This window comes from Plantibacter sp. (assembly GCF_059073635.1).
Genome location: NZ_JCACOF010000009.1, coordinates 1 through 16,962, shown reverse-complemented (window position 1 = coordinate 16,962; position 16,962 = coordinate 1). Strand labels below are relative to the sequence as shown.

Sequence of the window (16,962 nt, the reverse complement as noted above, 5' to 3'; positions counted from 1 at the left end):
GAGACACAGGCCGGAACCGGTGGGGTTGCACTCAGCGCGTCCGGTGGTGCAGACGTCCGATGGAGGGCGCGGCGTTCGGGCCGCGTGATCCATGCGTGGAGCGCGTCGTCGCCGATCGGGTCAGCAGAACGACGAGGGTCCGCCCCAGCCGCCGACCCAGGCCGCCACCCGGGGATCAGGCCGGAGCTGGTGGACGCCGTCGGCGACGAGCTGCTGCGTCTCGAAGGCATCGGGACTGCCCCAGCGTTCCTCACGCCGCGTGGCCCGCCGGGATCGCAGGCGGCCGAGCGACGCGCCGTCCGTGTCGACGAGCTCGACGGTGCCCACGTCTCCGGTGCCGAGGCGGTCGACGAGATCGACGATCCACGTCGGGTCGAGGATCACGATCGGACGGTCGAGCTCCCACGTCACTCGGGCGTCGACTCCGGCTGCTTCGTCGAGGACGCGCGGGTCTCCCCCGAGCTCCTCAGCTCCCCCGTCCGTCGAGGACGAACCGAGCCTGCGGGAAGGCGGTGAACAGCGAGTCCGCCGCGACGAACCGAGCGGCCGCCGTGTGGGCGCCCCGCAGCCGCACGACGAGATCGACCGCGTCCGACCACAGCGCCCGCGGCGCGGACCCCGACACGGGGATCGACGAGAGGAGCCGCATGGTCTGGGCGTTCGCGCGGTCCAGGCCTGAACCGTCACGCTCCCCCCACTCGGGGCCGTCGTGCCAGGCCACCGCGTTCGGGACATGGGCGAGGACCGCTCCCGCCTGCCACATGCGGTGCGCCCACTCCCAGTCCTCACCGCCGTACGAGGTGAAGGACTCGTCGAATCCGCCGACCTCGTCGAACAGGCTCCGCGAGCAGGCGATGACCGCGCCGATCATGAATCGATAGGAACGGTCGTCCGCGTCGCGCAGATCCCGACTGCGCGCGTACTCCTCGGCGAGCCACGCCGGTTCGGCGAGCTCACGGCCGGCGGCCGCCTCGGCGACCGGTGTCTCCGGGGCGACCCCGCTGAAGTCGGCGTGGCGACGCCGCCCCACCGTGACCGCCTCGGGCAGCAGGGCGGGCAGCCGCGTGAGCGCGCGCACGTACCCCGGCTCGGGGACCGTGTCGGCATCGAGGAAGCACAACACCTCGCCACTGCTCGCCCGCACGCCCAGGTTGCGGACGGCGGCAAGCCGGAACCCCTGGTCCTCCTGCCGGACGAGGATCACGTTCGTCCGGCACCGACACGTCACCCGGGGATCCGTCGTCGGCGACGATCACCTCCAGGAGGTGACGCGGGTAGTCCTGCGCGGCGAGGGCGTGCAGGGTCCGGAGCAGCTCACCGGGCTGGTCGTAGTGCGCGACGATCACCGAGACGCGTGGCAGCGGATCAGGATGGACGTCGTCGAGCGTGTCCCACCGGTTGCCGACGACCCACGGCTGCACACTCCCGGTCACGCGTCGCGCCAGACGGTCAGAGAGGGCCGCGAGCCGGTCGACGGCAGCGACGACGAACTCGGGGTGGGACGCATACCAATCGGTGTGGGCGGCGCGCACCTCCGCATCGTCGACCTCGACGCCCTCGAGGATCCAGTGGTCGCGGGGCTCGTCCGTCAACGACCAGGCGTCGACGACCTCGGGTGCGATGGGCGCGCGCACCGCGTTGAGCAGGGGGCGTCCGGGGTCGGTGACGCCACCAGGGGCCCCCAGGGTCTCGAGGACGCGGGCGCCGAGCGGCAGCCAGATCGCGTTCCCCGGGTGGTTGACGGTGCGTGCGTGGTCGGCGGTGACCGAGTCGAAGAGGTCGGACACCGGCACGTCGGTCGCGGCCTCGCGTCGCCGCAGTTCCTCGACGGAGGCTCGGCCGATCGCGCGCACGGCGTCCGGCTGGAGCGCGGACGCGACGGGCAGACCTGCAGCGGCCGCGAGCGTCCGGACGTCGTGGTACGCCACGATCGGCGGGTTCTCCTCGACGCCGGGGACCCGGACGGCGGCCTGGAACGGATGCAAGCCCCCGAACCGCACCGGAGTCACCGTCAGCACGCGGCCGCTGCGTGGAGGCTGCCACCTGACGCGTGCCGAGCGGCAGATCGTGGTAATCGTCCCGAACGGGTTGCGACACCACGGTGTGCGCGGCGCCGCACCACTTCGTGCAGCCGCTCCGCGTCCTCGGGGGTCATCTCATGCACGGCAGGCACCCGCACGAACCTGCGGTCCGGTGCATCCATCACGGTGCGCAGGGATTCAGCCTGGCAGTTGCCGAGCACCACCCCGAAGTCCGTCGGCAACGGTGCGAGGCCGTAGAACTCCGCGTAGTGCCTGCGGCGTGCCTCCACCGGCGACCCGGCGGGCGCAGCGGTCGTGCCCGGTTCCAGGGTGTGGCTCATGCGTCGACGGTATACCGTCGCCGTGCGTGGCGTGGTCCTGCCGCATCGGGGTTGCGCCGGGACGCCGGCGGTCTGCCATCAGCGCCGGACATGCGCGTCAGCATCGCACTCAATCGGGGCTGGCGCGGCACGCCTGGCGGCACGGAACGCGAGCAGACTCATGACGGCGGTGACGGTCTGCAAGAATGGGCAGATGTCGTCCGCCCGCTCGACCCGCGCCCTTCGTGGTGTGGTCGCAGCGGCGTTCTCGATCTTCGTCGCGCTCCTGTCGCACGTCGCCGGCGGCGGGTCCATGCCCGGCGCCCTCGGCCTCGTCGTGCCACTCGTGTTCTCGACCCTCGTCTGCGTCCTGCTCGCGGGCAGGCGGCTGTCGATCGTCCGTCTGTCAGTCTCCGTCGCGGTGAGTCAGGTCCTGTTCCACACGCTCTTCGTCCTCGGCACCGCCCAGGGCACCACCTCGACGGCGACGCCGAGCGGACACCTCTCCCACGGATCACCGGTGATCCTCGACACGTCGTCGATGCCGATGATGCACGACGGGCACGGCGGTGCCGGCATGTGGTTCGCCCACCTCGTCGCCGGCCTCGTGACCATCGCCGCGCTCCACCGAGCCGAGACGCTGCTGTCGACGGCCGCAGCCATCACGGAGTTCGTCCTCGCACGACTGGTGCCCGCGGTCCTCGCAGCTCTGGCGTCGCCAGTGCTGCCCGCCCGGGTGCTGCCGCAGCGTGACGTGCCGATCCTGCGCCCACTCGGCGTGTATCCGGAGACGACCGCCTTGCGCGGGCCTCCGGCGCTGTCCTTCCTCTGAGATCACGGCACGACCTCGCCGAGCTGCACGCTCGGTCGACGGTCACCGCTGCGTGCGCATAGGACGCTTCCTCGACGACGACGCTCGAACCAGCGTCGTCCCGATGCGCCGTGCACCGGCGGAGTGCCACCATTTCCGCCGCTCGGTCCTGCCCCGGCGCCCGTTCGGGTGCGATCGCGGGCTCACCGGGTGAGCTGTGCCGCTGGGTTCGTCCACTCGAGCCCGCGGGGAAGGAGCCACCTCCTGTGGCAGAAACAACCATTCCGTCGAATGCGCCCGAAGCCGATCCGAGCGGTCAGCGAGGCCAGTCGCCCGTCCTCGTGCCGATCCGTGCACCTGAAGCCGTCATGCTGGCCGCGTTGCCGGTGGCGGTCGTCGTGGCGCTCTCCGCGCTGCAGTTCACCGGTGCGTTCACGACCGGCACGCTGCTGTCGGATCCGGGGGTGATCGTCACTCGCGGTCTGCCGGTCGCGAGGGTCGTCCACGATGCCGCCGCGTCGGTCACGATCGGCCTGCTCATCGCGGCGACCTTCCTGCTGCCAGGGCAGCGGATCCTCCCGGGTGTCGTCTCGTTCTCGCAGTCGAAGGCGATCCGCTGGGCGGCCTGGGCGGCCTCCGTCTGGCTCGCGGCGGGGATCGCGGTGCTGGTGTTCACCGCGGCGAACTCCATCGGCGTGCCGGTGTCCTCGCCGACGTTCGCGAAGACCTTCCTGTTCTACGCGACGGAGTTGGAGCTCGGGCAGACCCTGGTGTTCTCGCTCGCGTGCGTGCTGGTGGTGTTCTGCATCGTGCTCCTCGCCCGACGTCTGGCGTGGATCGCGGCCGCGAACGCGATCGCCGTCTTCGCGCTACTTCCGCTGTCCCTGTCGGGTCATGCTGCAGGCTCCGACGAGCACGGCAACGCGGTCAACTCGCTCGCGATCCACCTCATCGGCGTCACCGCCTGGGTCGGCGGTCTCGTGGCCGTGATCCTGCTCCGTCGGAAGGTCGGCGATCAGATCGGCGCGGTCGTCGCACGCTACTCGGTGCTCGCCGGTTGGGCGTTCGGTGCGGTCGCCTTCTCGGGCGTCGTGAACGCCTCGCTGCGCCTCGCGGGCCCGATGGACCTCCTCACCCCGTATGGGCTGCTCCTGGTCGCGAAGACCGTCGCGCTCGTGCTGCTCGGACTCGCCGGCGTGTGGCACCGGCTCCGGCTCATCCCCCGGCTGCAGGCCGAACCCGGGAAGCGGTCGACGTTCATCCGGCTCGCGGTCGTCGAGGTCGTCGTCATGGCGGTCACGATGGGCGTCTCGGTCGCGTTGTCGCGCAGCCAACCGCCGGTGTCGCAGGAGCCGGTCGCCGACGACGTCCGCCGTCGGCTCCTCGGGTTCGCCTACCCGCCGGAGGTGACCCCGCTGCGGATGTTCACCGAGTGGCACGTCGACTGGATGTGGGCCGGCCTCGCCGTGGTCGGTGCGGCCTGGTACCTGTGGGCGTTCCGTACGCTCCGGCGCCGCGGCGACGCCTGGCCCGTGGTCCGCCTGATCGCTTGGCTGGCCGGCTGCGCGGCGCTGTTGTACGCGACCAGCGGTGGCCTCGCCGTGTACGGGCAGATCCACTTCAGCACGCACATGCTGCAGCACATGGCGCTCATGATGATCGTGCCGCCGCTGCTCGTCCTGGGCGGCCCGATCCTCCTCGCACTGCGAACCCTGCCCAGTCGCACCGACGGAGGCCGAGGCCTCCGGGAGTGGATCCTCGCCGTCGTGCACTCGCGGTACCTGCGGCTGCTGTCGAAACCGGCCGTCGCAGGAGTGCTCTTCGCCGGGAGTCTGGTGGTGTTCTACTACACCGGTTGGTTCGAATGGGCGATGCTCGCCCACCAGGGTCACATCCTGATGACGGTGCACTTCCTCGCCACCGGGTACCTGTTCTTCTGGGTCCTCATCGGCATCGACCCGGGCCCGAACCGCCCGGCCTATCCGTTCCGGATCATCCTGCTGCTCGCGACACTCGCCTTCCACGCCTTCTTCGGACTCGCGATCATGTCCAGCGCCACCGTGCTCGCGGAAGGGTGGTGGACCGCGCTCGGCTACACGGACACCGCAGCGCTCCTCGCCGATCAAGCGGTCGGCGGCGGTATCGCGTGGAGCGTCGGCGAGATCCCCGCCGTCCTCGTCGCCCTCATCGTCGTCTCCCAGTGGGTGCGGAGTGACGAACGTGCCGCGAAACGCTACGACCGCCGAGCAGAACGCGACGGGGACGCAGAACTCACCGACTACAACGCCCGCCTCGCACGCATCAACGACCACGACCAGGCCTCACGAAAGGACCACCCGTGACCACACACGCACCGACCCGACGCGACGCCGACGGCCCACCCCCGGAGCCGGTTGAACGCTGAGACGCCGTCGGGAGGGGTCGCGCTGGGCGGAATCAGGCGGTGACGACCGCGATGACGAGCAGCACGACGGTCGCCGCAAGCACTCCCAGGGTCACGGCCCGCGTACGGCTCCGGTGCTCCGGCGGCACAGCCAGCGGCAGCGAGACCGCCACGACCAGACCGGCGAAGAGTGCGATCGGGGTGCCGAAGAGCAGGCTGTACCCGTGGAGGTCGCGGTCGTCCCAGCCGAACCGGCTCGACACCACCATCCAGATCGCCAGCAGGAACACGATCGCGGCCGCGGCGGCGACGACACCGGCGATCACCCGGAGGACGAGACGTGTCCGAGTGGTCGCCCGCCGTGCGTGCGGGTGGGCCATACGGCCACCCTAGAGCGGAAGCCGAGGCGTCGGCCAGACCAACGGAGACGGTCGCTCTCCCCAGGTCGCCTGAATCCGCATCCGTCATCGCATCAGTTGACCTCCGCCGAGCGGCTCCTCGCGGCGTAGACGGCGGGGGTCACGGAGAACCGGGTCCGGAACGCCCCGATGAAGCTGCTCACCGACTCGTAGCCGACCGCGGGTGCGACGTCCTGCACTGCGGCACCCCGTCCGAGCATGCCCGCGGCAGCATGCAGGCGCACGCGGACCCGCCACTCGCGGAAGGTGCATCCCGTGCCGTCCACGAACGCCCGTCCGATCGTCTTCGAGCTGACGCCCGCCGCCGACGCCCAATCGTCGAGTCCGCGCGGGTCGGCGGGGTCCGCCATCAGGGCCGACGCGATGGCACGCGCACGCGGTTCACGGGGCATGGCCAACGCCTCATCGTCGCGAGCCGCAGCCGAGAGCAGGTCGATCAGGAGCGTCCAGCACCGCCATCGACGGCGCTCGGTCGGGTCGGCGTCGAGCAGGTGCGCCAGCAGCGCTCCCGAGAGGTCGTCGACCCGGACGGTCCGTGCACCGTTCCAACGGCCGCCCTGTGGGCGCAGTTCCGGGTCGGCGTAGACGCTGATGAGCTCTCCGGGTTCGCTGAAGCTCATCTCGTGCACCATCCCCGCGGGGATCCAAGCGAGGTGCTCTCGCCGCAGTCGCCGTCGATCGCCGAGGACCGACACCTCCATCGAGCCGGAGCTCATCCACGCGAGTTGGTCTTCGCGATGGGAGTGCTCGTCGAACCGTGTCGTCGCGTCGACCCGCGAGCGGGAAACCCGGAATTCCCCCGATGTCCTCTCGGCGGCATCCAGCGGGCCGACAAGCTTGATTCCGCCGTCCGAGTGATCGCGACCAGACATCCAGCTGTCTCCATTCGACAAGTCCTGTCCACTCAGCGCGATAGCGCGAAGCGATTAGGCAAGGCTAACCTGACTGTCGTCATCCCGCCAGCCGAACCGATGAAGGACCCCATGATCGTTCCGAAGCTCCACCGCGCCCCGAGCGCGAGGGCCGCTCGCCTCCTTGCCGCGATGAGCGCGCTCGCCCTCGTCGGAGTCGCACTCTCCGCCTGCTCGAGCGCCGCCTCGACGACCGCCGAGAACCCGAACTACACGACCGAGCCGAGCGACTCGTTCCCGGTGACGATCGAGCACGAGTACGGCGAGACGGTCATCCCGTCGGAACCGCAGCGGATCGTCGTGGTCGGCCTGACCGAGCAGGACATCCTCCTCGAACTCGGTGTCACACCGATCGCGACGACGGAATGGTACGGCGAGCAGCCGTATGCGGTGTGGCCGTGGGCGACGGACCTCCTGGGCGATGCCGAGCCGACCGTCCTCACCACGACCGACGGGTTCGAGTACGAGAAGATCGCGTCACTGCGGCCGGACCTGATCATCGGGACGAACGCCGGCATGACCGAGGAGAACTACGGGAAGCTCGCGGAGATCGCGCCGACCGTGACCAATGAGGAGGGCGCGGGGCTCTACTTCGCGGACTGGCGGGACCAGACCAGGATGGTCGCCCAGGCCGTGGGTCGGTCGGCGGAAGGCGAGGCGCTCATCACCGGCGTCGACGAGGCCTACGCGGCGGCCGCAGCAGCGCACCCGGAGTTCGCGGGCCTCACGGCGACCTTCTCGCAGGGTGGGCCGTGGGACGGCAACCTGTGGGTCTACCCCGACGGCCTCAACACCGACTTCCTGACGGATCTCGGGTTCACGATCACGCCCGGGTTGCAGCAGTACGTCCCGAGCGAGGGCGGACAGGCGCAGATCGCCGCGGAGAACGTCGGCGTCATCGATGCTGACGTGATCGTCTTCGCCACGGAGTCAGCGGATGCCGTCCAGGAGGTGCTGGGATTCGGCACCACCTCGAGCCTCGACGCCGTGACCGGCGGGCACGCGGTCTTCACCGACGGCGAGCTCGCTGGCGCGATCTACTTCCTCACCCCACTCAGCCAGAAGTACGTCCTCGAGCAGTTGGTGCCGCGCCTGGTGGACGCCGTCGCCGGCACAGCTCCACAGAGCGTCGACGGCTGACCCGTCGGTGACCTCCCGCACCCCTCGCGGGCGCCGTTCGCTGGGGCTCGGGATCGCGGTCGCGGCACTCGCGACCGCGATCCTGCTCAGCGTCCTCGTGGGGTCCCACCCCGTGGGCCCGACGGACGTCTGGCAGGCACTCACGAGGCCCGACGGCTCCGTCACCGATCTGGTCGTCCTCGATCTGCGGATCCCCCGCACCGTGGCCGGACTCGTCGTCGGTGTGGGGCTCGGCGTCTCGGGCGCTCTCATCCAGGGCCTCACCCGCAATCCCCTCGGCGATCCGGGCATCCTCGGCGTCGACGCGGGCGCGGCGCTCTTCGTCGCGATCGGTGTCCTGCTCGGCGCTCGCACACCTGTGCAGTACCTCCCGTTCGCGTTCCTGGGAGCCCTGATCGTGACCGCCCTGGTCTACCTGATCGGCTCGGCGGGACGTGGTGGCGCGGATCCTGTCCGGCTGACCCTCGCCGGCGTCGCCCTTGCCGCTGTGCTCAGCGGCGTCACGACCGCGATGATGCTCCTCGATCCGGTCACCTTCAGGCAGCTCCGCGGCTGGAACGCCGGGTCCTTCGTTGAACGCGGCTTCGACGTCATCCTGCCCGCACTCCCCTTCGTCCTCGCGGGCGTCGTCATCGCGCTGTTCAGTGCGAGGTCGCTGAACGCCCTGGCGCTGGGCGAGGATCTCGCCTCCTCACTCGGCACGCGCCTCGTGCGCACGCGCGTGCTCGCCGTCGTGGCGATCACCCTGCTGGCGGGTGCGGCGACCGCGATCGCCGGACCGGTCGGCTTCGTGGGCCTCATGGTGCCCCACATCGCGCGCTGGATCGTCGGCCCCGACCAGCGGTGGATCGTGGCGTACTCGATCCTGATCGCGCCGGCCGTGCTGCTCACCTCCGACGTGATCGGTCGCGTGATCCTCTGGCCGAGTGACGTCCCGGTCGGGATCGTCACCGCGTTCATCGGTGCGCCCGTGCTGATCCACCTCGTGCGGCGCGCGAAGGCGAGCGCACTGTGACCGGGGTCGAGACGGGACCGCGCGCGGTCGTGTGGCGGCGGCGCTCGCTCTCCCTCCGTGTCCGGCTGCGCACGATCGTCGTGTGCGGGGTGTTCTGCGTGGTCCTCTTGGCCCTGGCGTTGCTCGCGCTGTGTCTCGGCGATCTGCCGCTGTCGGTCGACGAGGTGGCGTCGGCGTTCCTCGGCGGACCGAGCACCCTGGTGCAGACGGTGGTGCTCGAATGGCGCCTCCCACGGGTCCTCGCCGCCCTCCTGTTCGGAGGAGCCCTCGGGCTCTCCGGTGCGATCTTCCAGTCCCTCACCCGGAACCCGCTCGCGAGCCCCGACATCATCGGGTTGACCGCTGGGTCGTACGCGGGCGGTCTCATCGTGATCATCGTGATCGGCGCGGGCGCCGGGTCGGCAGCCGTCGCGGGCGGCGCCATCGGTGGCGGGCTGATCGCCACAGCGCTGGTCTACCTCCTCAGCTACCGTCGAGGCGTCCAGGGCTTCCGTCTCATCGTCGTGGGCATCGGTGTCTCGGCCATGCTCGAAGCGCTCAGCTCCTACCTCGTACTGCGGGCGAAGCTCGAAGTCGCGATGCTCGCCACCGTGTGGGGTGCTGGCTCGCTGAACAGCGTCGGTTGGGCGCAGCTCGTCCCCGCCGCTGTCGTGATCATCGCCATCGCCATCGCCCTCGGTCCGCTCGGCGGATCACTCCGACAGCTCGAGCTCGGCGACGACGCGGCGAAGGCCCTCGGATCGCGGGTCGAACGTTCGCGGCTCGGTCTCGTGGCGTGCGCCGTCGCGCTCACGGCTGTCGTCACGGGCGCGGCCGGACCCATCGCGTTCGTCGCCCTCGCCGCCCCGCAGATCGCGCAGCGGATCACCCGCACCGCCGGCATCGCACTGGTGCCGTCGGCTCTGCTCGGGGCGCTCGTGCTGCTGGCATCCGACATCGTCGCGCAGCACCTGCTGCCGACGTCACTGCCGGTGGGGGTCGTCACCGTGATCGTGGGTGGCGGTTACCTCGTCTGGCTCCTCGTCCACGAGATCCGGAGACGCTCGTGACCGTTCTGTCGTGAGGACCGGGGATACCCCCTCACCGCATCGATCGGCGGCCCTCTAGCCTGATGCCGAAGAGCCGACGCAGCCCACGCGACGGCGGAAACGAGACACGATGTCGCTCCCTCCCGCCCCCGATCCCACCCGGACCACGAAGCGCTTCATCCTCGCCGCCTTCAGCTTCGTCGCGCTGATGGCGTCCGGCGTCGGTGTGGTCGCCTGCTCGATCGGCCTCGCCGACACCGGCCATCCCGCCATGATCGTCGGGCTCGCCGGAAGCGTGCTCGGCATCGCCGCCGCCTTCGTCGTGATGTGGACGGCCCTGCGCGCCGAACGCTGACGACGCCAGAGCGTTCAGGTCGGGAACGGCGAGGCTGATACGCTCTCGCAGGTCTGCGTTCGCGTCGCCACCCGGGTCGTGACCGGGGTCGGGGACGTGCTCATGCGCAGCGGGGCGTGAGGAGTCGCAATGAGCATGGAGAGCGCGGCCTGGAGCTCGCTGTACAAGATCTCGACCGCCAAGGACGGCAAGCACGGCATCTCCCGTGAGTCCGTGCGGCGCATCATGACGTTCGCGGTGCCCTACCGGTCCAAGTTGCTGGTCTTCATCGCCCTCTCCGTCGCGGGAGCGTTCCTCGCAGTCGCGACGCCGGTGCTCGCCGGCCAGGTGGTCGACGTCATCGTCGCCCGGGGCGAGGTGGCCACGATCGTCCGGCTCGCCGTCGTCATCGCCCTCGTGGCCGTGGCGGACGCCGCCGTGTCGCTCGTGACGCGATGGTATTCGGCGCGAATCGGCGAAGGCGTGATCCTGGACCTCCGCACGGCCGTCTTCAACCATGTGCAGCAGATGCCGATCGCGTTCTTCACCCGCACCAGGACGGGCGCGCTCGTGAGCCGCCTCAACAACGACGTGATCGGCGCGCAGCAGGCCTTCAGCGGCACGCTGTCCGGCGTGATCACGAACCTCGTGGCCCTGATCCTCACGCTGATCGTCATGCTCAGCACGTCCTGGCTCGTGACGGTCCTCGCCGTGGTGATGCTCCCCATCTTCCTGGTACCCGCGCGCCGCATGGGTAGCCGTCTCGCCGCGCTGCGTCGCGAAGCCGCCGACCACAACTCGGCCATGAGCACGCAGATGACCGAACGGTTCTCAGCGCCCGGTGCCACGCTCGTCAAGCTGTTCGGTCGACCGGATCAGGAGGCTGAGGAGTTCCGCGTCCGTGCCGCCCGCGTCCGCGACATCGGCGTCCGGACGGCGATGCTGCAGTTCGTCTTCTTCACCGCGCTGATGCTCGTCTCCGCCCTCGCGCTCGCCCTCGTGTACGGCCTCGGCGGCTTCCTCGCACTCGCCGGGCAACTGGACACCGGTGAGGTGGTCACCCTGGCGCTCCTGCTCACCCGCCTCTACGCGCCGCTGACCGGCCTCGCGAACGCCCGGGTGGAGATCATGAGCGCGGTGGTCAGCTTCGAGCGCGTGTTCGAGGTGCTCGACCTCGAACCGCTCATCCGGGAGAAGCCCGACGCCGTCACCGTCCCCGAGGGTCCGGTGTCCGTCGAGTTCGACGACGTCCACTTCGCCTACCCGTCGGCGGACAAGGTGTCCCTCGCCTCGCTGGAAGAGGTCTCGACGCTGGACACCCGAGGCGGCGAGGAGGTGCTGCACGGCGTCTCCTTCCGGATCGAACCGGGGCAGACCGTCGCCCTCGTCGGCTCGTCAGGAGCGGGTAAGTCCACGATCGCGCAGCTGCTGTCGCGGCTGTATGACGTCGACGAGGGCGCCGTGCGTCTCGCGGGGACGGACGTCCGCGATGTCGCCTTCGCCTCCATGCGGCACACCCTGGGCATGGTGACGCAGGACGGTCACCTGTTCCATGAGACCATCCGCTCCAATCTGCGTCTCGCACGTCCGGAGGCGTCCGAGGACGAGGTGTGGGACGCCGTCCGCCGCGCGCGGCTCGAACCGCTCATCCGGTCCCTGCCGGACCAGCTGGACACCATGGTGGGCGAGCGTGGCTACCGACTCTCCGGTGGTGAGCGCCAACGGATGACCATCGCGCGGCTGCTCCTCGCCCAGCCGCGCGTCGTCATCCTCGATGAGGCGACAGCGGCACTGGACTCGACCTCGGAGGCGGCGGTGCAGGCGGCGCTCAGCGAGGCCCTCGAGGGCCGGACGGCGATGGTCATCGCGCACCGGCTCTCGACCATCCGCAGCGCGGATCTGATCCTCGTGGTCGAGGACGGCTCGATCGTGGAGCGGGGCACGCACGACGAGCTGCTGGCTTCCGGCGGGCGGTACGAAGAGTTGCACCGGACGCAGTTCGCCGTCCAGAAGAACCTGGCAGCGGATGAGGAGACACCGAGCGGGACCTGACCGCGGTCGCCCCCTCGCAGCCTCCGGGCCGATGGGTTACCGGAGACGCCTGCGCAGGAGCAGGGCGGCTCCGCCCGCGAGCAGGCCGGCGGCGACGACGCCGGCCCCGCCGAGCTGCCAGCCCGTCAGCGCCAGGTCTCCGTCAGCGGAGGGTCGTGCTGCGGCCGACGGGCTCGGCGACGCGATCGCCCCTGCTCCAGGACCTCCCGAGGGCGGGCCAGCGGTCGGAGTGGCCGTCGGAGGGACCGGCTCGACTTGAGCGCCGGGAACGGACCAGGTTCCCGCGGCGAACGTGACGGGCAGGGTCGCCGCCGTGACCACCGACGACGGGATGCCTGACTCGAGAACGAGGCACTCGAGCGCGAGGGTCGCATCTCCCTGTTCGACGCCGCCGTCCACGACCTCCTGGAACGAGATGGCCATCGGCACCTCGACCGGCTGCCCGGCGGCCACCGTGACGGTCGGAGACGTGACGACGGTGACCCCTCCCGCCGTCACGGAGAGTCGGGCGGCGTCGTCCGCATCGGCTGGGCAGCCCGCGGCGAGCACCGCGGAGCCGAACGACGGGACGGCGCGCGCGTCACCTGACGTGACCGCGGCGCCGGCGGTGTCGCGCAGCGTGAGCGGTGCCGGCGCCGAGGCGGCGACGGCAGCACCAGCGCCGGCGAGGCAGAGCACCGCGCTGGCGCTGAGCGCTGCCGTGACGAGCAGGGTGCGCCCTGCGGCACGGAGCGGAGAACGGTGGATGACGCGAACGGTGGAAGACATCGGGACCTTTGGTGGGTGCGGTGGGCCTCCGGGACGGGGATACCCGGTGACGCCAGGACTATCGCCCACGCAGGTGAATGGGTCGTGAACGCGGGGCGTCACTCATGGCACCGGCCGTTGGGCCGAGGTTCACCTCCGCTGCCTACGATCGGCGCGTCCGTCCGATGAAAGTGATGCCATGCCCTTCGATCCCCGCCTCGAGCAGCCCGCGCCAACCGGTGGCTCATCCTCCGTGCCCGAGGTGAAGCGGGGCGCATCGGCCCGGCCCGGCCTCTCCCGCCGGTCCTTCCTGGGGGCTTCCGTCGCTGCGACGGTCGCAGTGGGAGCGACCGCCCAGGGGCTCGGGAGCGCGGCTTCTGCCCAGGCCGCGCCGCTGCCGTCCGCGTCGGCAGTCGTCGACCCGGACGCGCTCTCCTGGCTGGTGTTCGACCACCACGTGCACTCGGTCTACTCGCACGACGCCAAGTACCCGATGACGACGATCCTCGACCAGGCGCAACGTTTCGCGGTCGACGCGATCGCCTTCACCGAGCACAGCAACAAGGGGCATGCCAACGTCGGCGGGGTGTTCAACGCGGCACGCGAGATCGACACCGCGCGGGCGGCTCGCCCCGACATGCTCGTGCTCCAGGGGCTCGAGTGGTACATCCCGGGAGCCGAGCACGCGACCGTGCTGATCGCGCCCGGGCCCCAGACGACCCTCGTGTTGCGCCGCTTCGAGCTCGACCACGACGGCAAGCTCAACGGATGGGAGAAACCGCGCCCCGGCACCGAAGACGCCGCCGAGTGGCTCGTGCACGCGACCGACGGGATCGCCTGGCTCGGCGCCCAGAAGCGTGCAGGCGTCATCGACGACGTGATCGTCCTGGCGAACCACCCGAGCCGCCTCGGCATCGACTCGCCCGGCGAGCTCCGTGCCTGGCAGGACGCCGACCCCGAGGTGTTCGTCGGCATGGAGGGCGCTCCCGGCGCCCAGGCCGGAGCGATCGCAGCGAACGCGACCGAACGCTCACGGCGTGGCGAGTACGAGAACACCCCCAGCGAGTTCTCCTTCCCCGGCTACCCCGCGGAGGCCTATCTGACGCACGGCGGCTTCGACTGGACCACGGCCGTCGTCGGCGGCGTATGGGACTCGCTCCTGAGCGAGGGAAGGCGCTGGTGGATCACCACGAACAGCGATCTGCACCTCAAGGAGTCCGACGCGACACGCGTCGGCGACTTCCCGACGGGGCCGGGCTGGGAAGTCCGGGGCGACGCTCGCGAACTTCAACCGCGCCGGCCGTCGGCCCGACCCGATCGCCACGGCCACGCCCCAGAACGGCGCCGACTTCTGGCCGGGCGAGTTCAGTCGGACGCACGTCGGGGCCGTCGACCGGTCGTCCGTCTCCCTGCTCGACGCGATCCGCGCCGGCCGTGTCTGGGTCGACCACGGGCACCTCGTCGCCGGGCTCTCCGTCGTGCTCCGTGCCACCGACCAGCCGGAGACCGGCGTCACCTTGGGTGGGACCCTCACCGTCGAAAGCGGCACAGCCCTCGAGCTCGTGGTCGACGTCACGCCCACGACGACGCCGACCTCGCGGGGCACGACGCCGAGACTCGCGCACCTCGACCTGATCCGCGGGCGCGTCACCGGGCTCGTCGCCGACCGTGACGAACAGCGCGCACCAGGCACCCGAGTCGTCGAGATGCTCGACGTCGCCGACCGCAGCGACTCCCCGTTCCGTGTCGTGGTGCCGCTCGCGCCGGCCACTGAGGACGGCTACGTCCGCCTTCGCGGCAGCGATGGCCAGGTGCACGGGGTCGGTCCGCTCGGCGCCGAGGTCGACCCGCGGGCACCCCAGCCGTACCCGGTCTCCCCAGCCGACCCCTGGGCCGACACCTGGCTGTACACGAATCCGATCTTCATCAGCGTGAGCTGAGCCGGGTCGGGCCCGGTCCGTGCCAGCGACCCGGATCCGTCCACACATGTCGTCAGGTTGTCCTCGCATCAGTACGTCTGGAGTTCGTTTGGGTGGCCGCCCAGCTCGCGAGCAGTGCGAGCGCCTGTTCCGAGGATGAGTCCGGTTCCGCGCCGTAAGCGACGAGTGAGAGGCCATCGTCGGCGGTGAGGTCCATGGCTTCGAAGGTGAGTTCGATGTCGCCGATGACGGGGTGGTGGATGCGTTTCTTACCGGCGCGGTGGGCGTGGACGTCGTGCGCGGCCCAGCGGACCCGGAAGTCTTCGCTCCGGGTGGACAGTTCGCCGATCAGATCGGTGAGCCGTTTGTCATAGGGCCGTCGGCCGGCTTCACCGCGAAGTGAGGCGACGAGGTCGGAAGCAAGGCGGTCCCAGTCGGGGTAGAAGTCCTTCGAGCGAGGGTCGAGGAACGTGAACCGCGCGGAGTTCGGCGTCCCGGCCGGGTCGATGAACATCGGTGCGTACAGTGCCCGTCCGAGCGTGTTGGTGGCGAGCATGTCGGATCGTCCGTTCCTGATGACGGCGGGGGCACCCATGCTGTCGAGGAGTCGTTGGATCGTCGGGCGGACCCGGTTCGCAGGTGTTCTTCGGCGTGCGACCGGGGAGGCGTTCGCGGCGTGAGCAAGATCGAGCAGGTGGGCGTGCTCGGCCTCGTCGAGTTGCAGGGCGCGTGACAGCGCTTCGAGGACGCTCTCGGAGACGCCGGCGAGGTTGCCGCGTTCGAGCCGGACGTAGTAGTCGACGCTGACACCGGAGAGCATCGCGACCTCCTCGCGGCGAAGCCCCGCGACGCGCCGCTGGCCGCCCAGGTCCGGGAGCCCAGCGTCGTGCGGCGTGAGTTTCGCACGTCGACTGGTCAGGAACTGCTGCACCTGCGCTGTGATGTCCACCCTGTAACGGTACGTCGCCGCGATCGCTCGTGGGAGGTACCGTCCTTAACTCCCACCCCGCTGGGCCGTGCTCGTAGCGTCGACGTATGGACACTTTCACTCTGAACAACGGCGTCGTCATCCCCGCTCTCGGGCTCGGCGTCTTCCAGACCCCGCCGGATGAGACCACCGCCGCGGTCACCGCCGCCCTGCAAGCCGGCTACCGCCACATCGACACCGCGGCCGCCTACGCGAACGAGCGCGGGGTCGGTGACGCGATCGCCTCATCCGGCCTCGACCGTTCCGAGGTCTTCATCGAGACGAAGATCTGGATCAGCGACTACGGCTACGACGAGACGTTGCACTCCTTCACCAAGAGCGCCGGCAAGTTGGGTGTCGAACAGCTCGACCTGCTCATCCTCCACCAGGCTCTCCCGAGCGAGTTCGAGCAGACCATCGGTGCGTACCGGGCCCTCGAACAGCTCCTCGCCGACGGCAAGGTCCGGGCGATCGGCGTGAGCAACTTCATGGTCGATCACCTGACCCGCCTCCTCGACGCGACGAGCGTCGTGCCCGCGGTCAACCAGATCGAGGTCCACCCGTACTTCCAGCAGCGCGAGGTCCAGGCGTTCGGTACTGAGCACGGCATCCTCACCCAGGCGTGGTCACCGATCGGCGGCATCACGTCCTACCGCGACGCTGCGCGACGGAGCTTCGACGAACCCGTCATCCTCGGCATCGGTGAGCGGTACGGCAAGTCGGCCGCTCAGGTGATGCTCCGCTGGCACATCCAGCAGGGCCGCCAGGTCATCCCGAAGTCCACCAAGCCCGAGCGCATCGCGGAGAACCTCGACGTGTTCGACTTCGCCCTCACCGATGACGAGCTCGCGCAGATCGACGCCCTCGAGACCGGCGTCCGCGGCGGCCCCGAGCC

17 protein-coding genes and 1 pseudogene are annotated in these 16,962 nt (G+C 70.4%); 10 read left to right on the top strand and 8 right to left on the bottom strand.

Annotated features, from left to right (window positions below; translation table 11 throughout):
- Positions 1 to 120: 120 nt before the first annotated feature.
- The 4 genes and pseudogenes from AC5JOC_RS10060 to AC5JOC_RS10045 form a co-directional block, all read right to left on the bottom strand.
- Complete coding sequence (locus AC5JOC_RS10060) at positions 121 to 384, bottom strand: hypothetical protein (RefSeq protein ID WP_494246383.1); 264 nt, start codon at positions 382 to 384, stop codon at positions 121 to 123.
- A gap of 82 nt (positions 385 to 466) precedes the next feature.
- The gene (locus tag AC5JOC_RS10055) at positions 467 to 1,144 is read right to left on the bottom strand and encodes a glycosyltransferase family 2 protein (RefSeq protein ID WP_494246382.1); all 678 of its coding nucleotides are present in this window, start codon (positions 1,142 to 1,144) and stop codon (positions 467 to 469) included.
- A 97-nt stretch (positions 1,145 to 1,241) separates the two neighbouring features.
- A pseudogene (locus tag AC5JOC_RS10050) lies at positions 1,242 to 2,000 on the bottom strand (WcbI family polysaccharide biosynthesis putative acetyltransferase); the annotation flags it as partial.
- Positions 2,001 to 2,011: 11 nt separating this feature from the next.
- Positions 2,012 to 2,362 carry a WcbI family polysaccharide biosynthesis putative acetyltransferase gene (locus AC5JOC_RS10045; RefSeq protein ID WP_494246381.1) on the bottom strand — a complete coding sequence of 117 codons (351 nt, stop codon included), beginning with the start codon at positions 2,360 to 2,362 and terminating at the stop codon, positions 2,012 to 2,014.
- A gap of 193 nt (positions 2,363 to 2,555) precedes the next feature.
- Here AC5JOC_RS10045 and AC5JOC_RS10040 point away from each other — a divergent pair, with 193 nt between their 5' ends.
- Complete coding sequence (locus tag AC5JOC_RS10040; RefSeq protein ID WP_124769236.1) at positions 2,556 to 3,173, top strand: hypothetical protein; 618 nt, start codon at positions 2,556 to 2,558, stop codon at positions 3,171 to 3,173.
- A 245-nt stretch (positions 3,174 to 3,418) separates the two neighbouring features.
- Positions 3,419 to 5,494, top strand: a complete 2,076-nt coding sequence (locus AC5JOC_RS10035) for a bifunctional copper resistance protein CopD/cytochrome c oxidase assembly protein (RefSeq protein WP_494246380.1) — start codon at positions 3,419 to 3,421, stop codon at positions 5,492 to 5,494.
- Between the two features lie 94 nt (positions 5,495 to 5,588).
- Here the strand turns inward: AC5JOC_RS10035 and AC5JOC_RS10030 are convergent, their stop codons facing one another.
- Both AC5JOC_RS10030 and AC5JOC_RS10025 read right to left on the bottom strand, forming a co-directional pair.
- Positions 5,589 to 5,915: a hypothetical protein gene (locus AC5JOC_RS10030; protein WP_124769234.1), complete on the bottom strand. Its 327-nt coding sequence runs from the start codon at positions 5,913 to 5,915 to the stop codon at positions 5,589 to 5,591.
- Between the two features lie 92 nt (positions 5,916 to 6,007).
- Positions 6,008 to 6,826, bottom strand: a complete 819-nt coding sequence (locus tag AC5JOC_RS10025) for a helix-turn-helix domain-containing protein (protein WP_494246379.1) — start codon at positions 6,824 to 6,826, stop codon at positions 6,008 to 6,010.
- A gap of 111 nt (positions 6,827 to 6,937) precedes the next feature.
- Here AC5JOC_RS10025 and AC5JOC_RS10020 point away from each other — a divergent pair, with 111 nt between their 5' ends.
- From AC5JOC_RS10020 to AC5JOC_RS10000, 5 genes are all read left to right on the top strand, one after another.
- Positions 6,938 to 8,005, top strand: coding sequence for an ABC transporter substrate-binding protein (locus tag AC5JOC_RS10020; protein ID WP_274499838.1), 1,068 nt, complete (start codon positions 6,938 to 6,940; stop codon positions 8,003 to 8,005).
- 7 nt (positions 8,006 to 8,012) lie between these two features.
- Positions 8,013 to 9,020, top strand: coding sequence for an iron chelate uptake ABC transporter family permease subunit (locus tag AC5JOC_RS10015; protein WP_494246378.1), 1,008 nt, complete (start codon positions 8,013 to 8,015; stop codon positions 9,018 to 9,020).
- A complete protein-coding gene (locus AC5JOC_RS10010; RefSeq protein WP_426736821.1) occupies positions 9,017 to 10,069 on the top strand; it encodes a FecCD family ABC transporter permease in 1,053 nt (350 codons plus the stop codon). The genes AC5JOC_RS10015 and AC5JOC_RS10010 overlap by 4 nt, the downstream gene beginning before the upstream one ends.
- Before the next feature lie 109 nt (positions 10,070 to 10,178).
- Positions 10,179 to 10,403 (top strand): hypothetical protein, encoded by a 225-nt coding sequence (locus AC5JOC_RS10005; protein WP_079705792.1) that lies wholly within the window; start codon positions 10,179 to 10,181, stop codon positions 10,401 to 10,403.
- Between the two features lie 129 nt (positions 10,404 to 10,532).
- On the top strand, positions 10,533 to 12,434 hold the full coding sequence (locus AC5JOC_RS10000) for an ABC transporter ATP-binding protein (protein ID WP_494246377.1): 1,902 nt from the start codon (positions 10,533 to 10,535) through the stop codon (positions 12,432 to 12,434).
- Positions 12,435 to 12,470: 36 nt separating this feature from the next.
- Here AC5JOC_RS10000 and AC5JOC_RS09995 read toward each other — a convergent pair whose 3' ends face one another.
- Entirely contained in the window at positions 12,471 to 13,202 is a 732-nt protein-coding gene (locus AC5JOC_RS09995) for a hypothetical protein (RefSeq protein WP_494246376.1), read from the bottom strand.
- A 178-nt stretch (positions 13,203 to 13,380) separates the two neighbouring features.
- Here AC5JOC_RS09995 and AC5JOC_RS09990 point away from each other — a divergent pair, with 178 nt between their 5' ends.
- Positions 13,381 to 14,853 (top strand): PHP domain-containing protein, encoded by a 1,473-nt coding sequence (locus AC5JOC_RS09990; RefSeq protein ID WP_494246375.1) that lies wholly within the window; start codon positions 13,381 to 13,383, stop codon positions 14,851 to 14,853.
- A 34-nt stretch (positions 14,854 to 14,887) separates the two neighbouring features.
- Entirely contained in the window at positions 14,888 to 15,121 is a 234-nt protein-coding gene (locus AC5JOC_RS09985) for a hypothetical protein (RefSeq protein WP_494246374.1), read from the top strand.
- A gap of 52 nt (positions 15,122 to 15,173) precedes the next feature.
- Here AC5JOC_RS09985 and AC5JOC_RS09980 read toward each other — a convergent pair whose 3' ends face one another.
- Positions 15,174 to 16,049 carry a helix-turn-helix transcriptional regulator gene (locus AC5JOC_RS09980; RefSeq protein ID WP_494246373.1) on the bottom strand — a complete coding sequence of 292 codons (876 nt, stop codon included), beginning with the start codon at positions 16,047 to 16,049 and terminating at the stop codon, positions 15,174 to 15,176.
- 86 nt (positions 16,050 to 16,135) lie between these two features.
- On the opposite strand from AC5JOC_RS09980, the gene AC5JOC_RS09975 reads away from it, so the two are divergent.
- Positions 16,136 to 16,962, top strand: an 827-nt coding sequence (locus AC5JOC_RS09975) for an aldo/keto reductase (protein WP_494246372.1), incomplete at its 3' end; no start/stop codon positions are given.

Bases quoted from the DNA above. Each gene is read 5' to 3' on its own strand.
- AC5JOC_RS10045 (WP_494246381.1), bottom strand. From the start codon at position 2,362: ATGAGCCACACCCTGGAACCGGGCACGACCGCTGCGCCCGCCGGGTCG.
- AC5JOC_RS10040 (WP_124769236.1), top strand. From the start codon at position 2,556: ATGTCGTCCGCCCGCTCGACCCGCGCCCTTCGTGGTGTGGTCGCAGCG.
- AC5JOC_RS10030 (WP_124769234.1), bottom strand. From the start codon at position 5,915: ATGGCCCACCCGCACGCACGGCGGGCGACCACTCGGACACGTCTCGTC.
- AC5JOC_RS10025 (WP_494246379.1), bottom strand. From the start codon at position 6,826: ATGTCTGGTCGCGATCACTCGGACGGCGGAATCAAGCTTGTCGGCCCG.
- AC5JOC_RS10020 (WP_274499838.1), top strand. From the start codon at position 6,938: ATGATCGTTCCGAAGCTCCACCGCGCCCCGAGCGCGAGGGCCGCTCGC.
- AC5JOC_RS10005 (WP_079705792.1), top strand. From the start codon at position 10,179: ATGTCGCTCCCTCCCGCCCCCGATCCCACCCGGACCACGAAGCGCTTC.
- AC5JOC_RS10000 (WP_494246377.1), top strand. From the start codon at position 10,533: ATGAGCATGGAGAGCGCGGCCTGGAGCTCGCTGTACAAGATCTCGACC.
- AC5JOC_RS09995 (WP_494246376.1), bottom strand. From the start codon at position 13,202: ATGTCTTCCACCGTTCGCGTCATCCACCGTTCTCCGCTCCGTGCCGCA.
- AC5JOC_RS09990 (WP_494246375.1), top strand. From the start codon at position 13,381: ATGCCCTTCGATCCCCGCCTCGAGCAGCCCGCGCCAACCGGTGGCTCA.
- AC5JOC_RS09985 (WP_494246374.1), top strand. From the start codon at position 14,888: ATGCTCGACGTCGCCGACCGCAGCGACTCCCCGTTCCGTGTCGTGGTG.